General features: G+C 72.8%; 5 protein-coding genes. 2 read left to right on the forward strand and 3 right to left on the reverse strand.

What is annotated here, in order from left to right; genetic code table 11:
* Nucleotides 1-25: 25 nt before the first annotated feature.
* Entirely contained in the window at nt 26-1315 is a 1290-nt protein-coding gene (locus G6022_RS10475) for an aspartate aminotransferase family protein (protein ID WP_179524517.1), read from the reverse strand.
* A gap of 86 nt (nt 1316-1401) precedes the next feature.
* Between G6022_RS10475 and G6022_RS10480 the strand changes: the two genes are divergently transcribed.
* A complete protein-coding gene (locus G6022_RS10480) occupies nt 1402-2391 on the forward strand; it encodes a D-2-hydroxyacid dehydrogenase (RefSeq protein ID WP_182639597.1) in 990 nt (329 codons plus the stop codon).
* Here the strand turns inward: G6022_RS10480 and G6022_RS10485 are convergent.
* Nucleotides 2381-3313 carry a LysR family transcriptional regulator gene (locus G6022_RS10485; protein ID WP_182639598.1) on the reverse strand — a complete coding sequence of 311 codons (933 nt, stop codon included), beginning with the start codon at nt 3311-3313 and terminating at the stop codon, nt 2381-2383. The genes G6022_RS10480 and G6022_RS10485 overlap by 11 nt on opposite strands.
* Before the next feature lie 150 nt (nt 3314-3463).
* Between G6022_RS10485 and G6022_RS10490 the strand changes: the two genes are divergently transcribed.
* Nucleotides 3464-4699, forward strand: coding sequence for a Glu/Leu/Phe/Val dehydrogenase (locus G6022_RS10490; protein ID WP_182611027.1), 1236 nt, complete (start codon nt 3464-3466; stop codon nt 4697-4699).
* Nucleotides 4700-4813: 114 nt separating this feature from the next.
* On the opposite strand, the gene kstR is transcribed toward G6022_RS10490, so the two are convergent.
* Complete coding sequence (gene kstR / locus G6022_RS10495) at nt 4814-5560, reverse strand: cholesterol catabolism transcriptional regulator KstR (RefSeq protein WP_182611026.1); 747 nt, start codon at nt 5558-5560, stop codon at nt 4814-4816.
* Nucleotides 5561-5585 lie beyond the last annotated feature (25 nt).

Genomic DNA, 5585 nt, shown 5'->3' on the forward strand with positions numbered 1-5585 from the left:
CGCGTGGCCGGCGCGACGCGGGAGGTCACGCCGCCCCGTCGCACACCCGGTGGACCGCGCGGGTGAACCGCTCGACGCCGGCGTCGACCTCGTCGGCGGTCACCACCAGCGCGGGGATGAGGCGCACCACCGAGCCCGTGGGGCCACAGGTGAGGGTGAGCAGATCCTCGTCGATGCACGCCTGCTGGACCGCTCCGGCCAGGCGGGCGGCCTCCACCGCACCGGCACTGCCCGCGGGAGCGGTGGGGTCACCGAACTCGACGCCCAGCATGAGCCCGGTCCCGCGGATGTCGCAGATCTCGCTCACGTCGCCGAGGCTACGCCGCAGTCCCTCGAGGAGTTGGGTTCCGCGCTCGGCGGAGTTGGCCACCAGACCCTCCCTGGCGACCACCCCGAGGGTCGCCACGCCCGCCGCGGCCGCCACGGCGTTGCCGCCGTAGGTGCCGCCCTGCGATCCGGGCCAGGCCTTGGCCATGATCGCCTCGGGAGCGGCGATCGCGGAGATGGGGAAGCCCGAGGCGATCCCCTTGGCGGTGATGATGACGTCCGGGACCAGGCCCTCGGTGTGCTGATGGCCCCAGAACCGGCCTGTGCGCCCGATGCCGGCCTGGACCTCGTCGAGCACGAGCAGCGCGCCGATCCGGTCGGCGCGGTCGCGCAGCCCCTGCAGGTAGCGCGGCGGGGTGGCCATGTAGCCGCCGTCGCCGAGCACGGGCTCGATGAGGAACGCCGCGATCTCGCGGGCGTCGACACGGGAGGCCATGAGGTAGTCCAGCTCGGCGAGCGCGAAGTCGATCGCGTCGTCCTCGCTCCACCCGTGCCGCAGGGCGTGCGGGAACGGGGTCATCACCACCCCGCCCATGAGGGGGGAGAAGCCGGCGGAGAAGCGCGTCCCGGCGGTGGTGAGGCTCGCGGCGGCGACGGTGCGTCCGTGGAAGCCGCCCTGGACGGTGACGATGTTGGGCCGGCCGGTGGCCATGCGGGCCAGCCGGACGGCGGCCTCGACCGCCTCGGACCCGGAGTTGGCGTAGAAGACCGAATCGATCCCCTCGGGCAGGTGCTCGCCGAGCTTCTCCGTCAGCTGCAGCAGCGGTTGGTGCATGACGGTCGTGTACTGCGCGTGGATGATCTTCCCGCACTGCTCGCGCGCGGCGGCGACCACGTCGGGGTGGCAGTGGCCGGTGCTGGTCACGCCGATGCCGGTCGTGAAGTCCAGGTAGTCGCGGCCGTCGGTGCCGTGGATCCACGAGCCGAGGGCGTGGTCCACCACGACGGGCGTGGCCTGCTTGAGAAGGGGCGACAGATGCGCGGTCATGGGGCCAGTGTGTGACCCCTCCGGGCAGATTGTCAACAATCCGACGATCTGCGGGGGGGCGGTCGCGGGCACGCTACGGTGTGTCCATGACGCAGCAGCACCGGTCCCCGCACACGCGACCGACAGTCGTCCTCCTCACCGCCGACGGCGTCGTCCCGCCCACCCACCTGGACGAACTCCGCGGACTCGCCGACGTGCGGGAGTGCACCGCCGACACCCTGGCCGAGGCGCTGCCCGGCGCCGAGGTGCTCTTCGTGTGGGACATCTTCTCCGACGCGTTGGCCTCCGCCTGGCACGCCGCCGACGCGCTGCGATGGGTCCATGTGGCCGCCGCCGGGGTCGACACGCTGCTGTTCGACGAGCTGCGCGACTCCGACGTCTCGGTCACCAACGCGCGTGGTGTGTTCGACGGGCCCATCGCGGAGTACGTCCTGGCCTGCGTCCTCGCCCACGACAAGCAGCTGCACCGGACGGAGGCACTGCAGCGCGCCGGGGTGTGGCGCCACCGCGAGACCACCCGCGTGGCGGGACGCCGCGCCCTCGTCGTGGGGACCGGGGGGATAGGCCGGGCCACCGCGCGGCTGCTCAGGGCGGTGGGCGTGGACGTCCGTGGGGCGGGGCGTCGACCTTCCGACGACGACGAGGACTTCGGCGTCGTCCTGGACTCGGCCCGACTGGCCGGGCACCTGGGCGATGTCGACCACCTGGTCATGGTGGCCCCGTTGACCGAGGCCACCCGAGGGATGCTCGGGCCGGCCGAGTTGGCGGCGCTCCCGGACGGCGCCCACGTGATCAACGTGGGGCGGGGCCAACTGGTCGACCAGGAGGCCCTCACGCAGGAGATCGCGGCGGGCAGACTCTCGGCGCACCTGGACGTCCTCGTCGTCGAACCGCTCCCCGACGGCGACCCGCTGTGGACCCTCGACGGCGCGCACGTCAGCCCCCACATGTCGGGCGACGTGGTGGGCTGGCGAGACACCCTCTCGGAGCAGTTCCTCCACCACCTGCGCACCTGGGCGGGCGGCGGCGAGCCCGGTCCGCTGGTCGACAAGAGCCGGGGATACGTCAGCGGCTGACCGGTCGCGCCTCCGCGGCGTCGAGCCCCAGGCCGAGGGCGGCCTCGGTGAACGCGTCGACGAAGGCCCGTAGGGGTCGACGCCGGGCGTCCCGCTCCCGGTACGCGATCGAGACCGTCCTGGTCAGGGTGTCGTTCAGAGGCAGCACGTCCACCTCGGCGGTCGAGGTGCCCAGCCCGAGGTCGGAGGCCAGGGTCACGCCGAGGCCCGCGGCGACCAGGGCGAGTGCGGTCGACTGCTCACCGGCCTCGTGACGGATGTCCGGCTCGAAACCCGCTTCCCGGCAGGCGAGCCGCACGGCCCTGCCGAAGTGGGAGCGCGGGTGGGCCAGGACCCAGGGCTTGCCCGCGAAGTCGCCTAACGCCACCTCGCCGGCGTCGATCGACCCGCGGGGGGCCACGAGGTGCAGTGATTCCACGGCGATGGGTGTCCGGGTGAGCTCGGGGACCCGGGCCATCGTGTAACTGGAATAGTCAAGGACGAAAGCCAGGTCGAGGGAGCCGTCCCGGACCGCGCCCGTGGTGTCCTCCGGGGCGAGCTCGCGGCTGCGCACCTCGATCCCCGGGTGGTCCCGGGCGAGCACCCGGATCCCGGCGGGCAACAGGGTCGTGGCCACCGACGCCCAGACCCCGGCCGTGAGGGTCGTCCCGACCCCGGCCCGGGCCGATTCCATCGCGTGCCCGGCGTCCTCCACCGCGGCCAGGATGGTCTCCGCGTGCCCGGCCAGGACCAACCCGGCCTCGGTGAGCCCGATCCGGCGGCCACGACGCTCGAACAGGGGGGTCCCCGCCTCCCTTTCGAGAAGAGCGAGCTGTTGGGACACGGCGGAGACCGTGTAGTCCAGGGCCCCGGCGACGGCGGTCACGGTCCCGCGACGCTCGAGTTCGCGGAGCAGTCTGAGTCGGTGCAGTGACGGCTCCATGGCCCCGAGCGTAGGGGCTGACCGGGGACAGTGCAGAAAAAGTGAACGGTCGGGTCCATCGATTCTCGCTGGACCCGGGCCCGTCCCCGCTCCCATGCTTGAGGGACCCCGCCGGAGAGTCGGGACGAGGCGTTTCAGGAGGCGAGCACCATGACATCCATCGAGATTCCGGGTTTCACCGCGACAACCGGGTCGGTGCCGGTGGCAGTGCCGGCTCCACCCGCGGAGGGTCCCGCCACCCGCGAACCGTACCTGCGGCTGCACTGGAAGGACGACGTCACCGGCGCCCGAGGGTTCCTCGTCGTGGACACCCTCGTCGGTGGCCTGGCCACCGGCGGGACCAGGATGCGGGCCGGCTGCACCCTGGGTGAGGTGGAGGACCTGGCCCGCGGCATGACCCGCAAGACCGCGGCCTTCGACCTCCCCGTCGGCGGTGCCAAGGGCGGGATCGACTTCGACCCCAAGGATCCCCGCGCCGTGGAGGTGCTGGGCCGGTTCTGCGAGGCGATGCGCCCGTTCCTCGACCGTCACTGGGTGACCGCCGAGGACCTGGGGGTTCCGCAGCACCTGATCGACGAGGTCTTCGCCGGGCTGGGGATGCGGCAGTCGTACCACGCCGCCATCGAGCGCTCCGAGGATCCCGCCGCGACCGCCGCACGTATCTTCCGCGGGCTCACCGCCGAGGTGCCCGGCGGGTTGCTCGGCGACGTGATCGGCGGGTACGGCGTGGCGCAGGCGTGTCTGGCCGCGGCGTACGTGCGCGGCTGGGACGTCGGACGCACCACCGTCGCGGTCCAGGGCGTGGGCACGATGGGCGGCGCTGCCGCCTGGTACCTGCACGAGGCCGGGATGACCGTGGTGGCGGTGGCCGACGCCGCCGGGACGCTCTACGACCCGGCGGGCCTCGACATCCCCGCGCTGCTGGCCACCCGCGACCGCTTCGGTGAGATCGACCGGGGAGCCGTCCCCGCCCGCGTCCAGCGGCTGGAGCGGGACCAGATCATCGGGATGGACGTCGACGTCCTGGTCCCCGCCGCGGTCTCGTACGCCATCACCGCGGACAACTGCGCGTCCGTCAGCGCGTCGATCGTGGTGGAGGCCGCCAACGCCGCCACCACCATCGACGCCGAACTCGACCTGACCGCGCGCGGGATCGCGGTGCTGCCGGACTTCGTGGCCAACGCCGGCGCGGTGGCCTGGGCCTGGTGGCTGATCCTCGGAGAGGTCGACGAGCAGCCCGGGACCTCGTTCCTGCGGCTCAGCCGGGAGATGACGGCCAAGGTCTCGGACCTTCTCACCGCCTGGACGCCCGCGGACGGCCCGGTGCGGTGGACGGCGGACGTCTCGCACCTGGTGCGTCAGGTCCCGACGGTCGTGGTGCCCTGACCGAGGGGGCTCGAACCCCTGGCCGTCTGAGCACCCCAGGCGCGCGACCACCGCAGCCGCACACGGGAAGACCGTGTGCGGCTGCGGTCGCGGCGGGGTGGGTGAGGAGGTCGGTCAGGCCCCGGGCTCGGCCCCTGCCTCCGCGTTCTCCTCGGACACCCCGTTCTCCTCGGACGCCCCGTTCCCCTTGCCGATGGCGGTGTGCAGCCGCGCCCGGCGGGGGGAGTCGTCCGTGCCCAGCAGGAGATCGATGGTCAGGCCCAGGCGGCTGTTGACGTCCGCCGCCGAGGACCGCCTGGTGAGCCAGGAGACGAGGTTGGACATCCACACGTCGGAGACCACGCGGGCGATCGAGAGCTGGACCTCGTCCGGTTCCCCCTGGGCCATGGCGCGGGCGATGATCCGGTCCATGTAGAAGCCCACCTCCTCGACCTCGTTGGCCACCGACGCGTCGGCGAACATGAACGCCCGGGTCATGGCCTCGGTGAGGTTGGGATCGCGCTGCATGGACTTGGTGATCATGTCCACCACGACCTTCATGCGCTCCTGGGCGGTGTCCCCGGGCGGGGCCGAACGCTCCGTGCGCTGGTCCAGGCGGCGGAACTCGCGGGCCAGTGCGGAGACCAGGAGGTGGACCTTGGAGGGGAAGTAGCGGTAGAGCGTGCCCACCGCGACCTCGGCCTTCTCGGCCACCGCGCGCATCTGCACCGCCTCGTACCCGCCCTTGGCGGCCAGGGCCAGCGTGGCGTCGAGGATCCGGCGACGGCGCTCCCGCTGCGACGAGGTGCTGGGCTCGTCGCCGCGGGGCGCGGGATCAGACGCGGCAGGACCGGAACCGGTCTCGGTCGAGCTCTTGGTCATGAGGCGAGCCTCCTGGGCTGGCGAG

This window comes from Dietzia sp. Cai40, assembly GCF_014145165.1.
In the GTDB taxonomy this organism is placed as follows: Bacteria; Actinomycetota; Actinomycetes; order Mycobacteriales; family Mycobacteriaceae; genus Dietzia; species Dietzia natronolimnaea.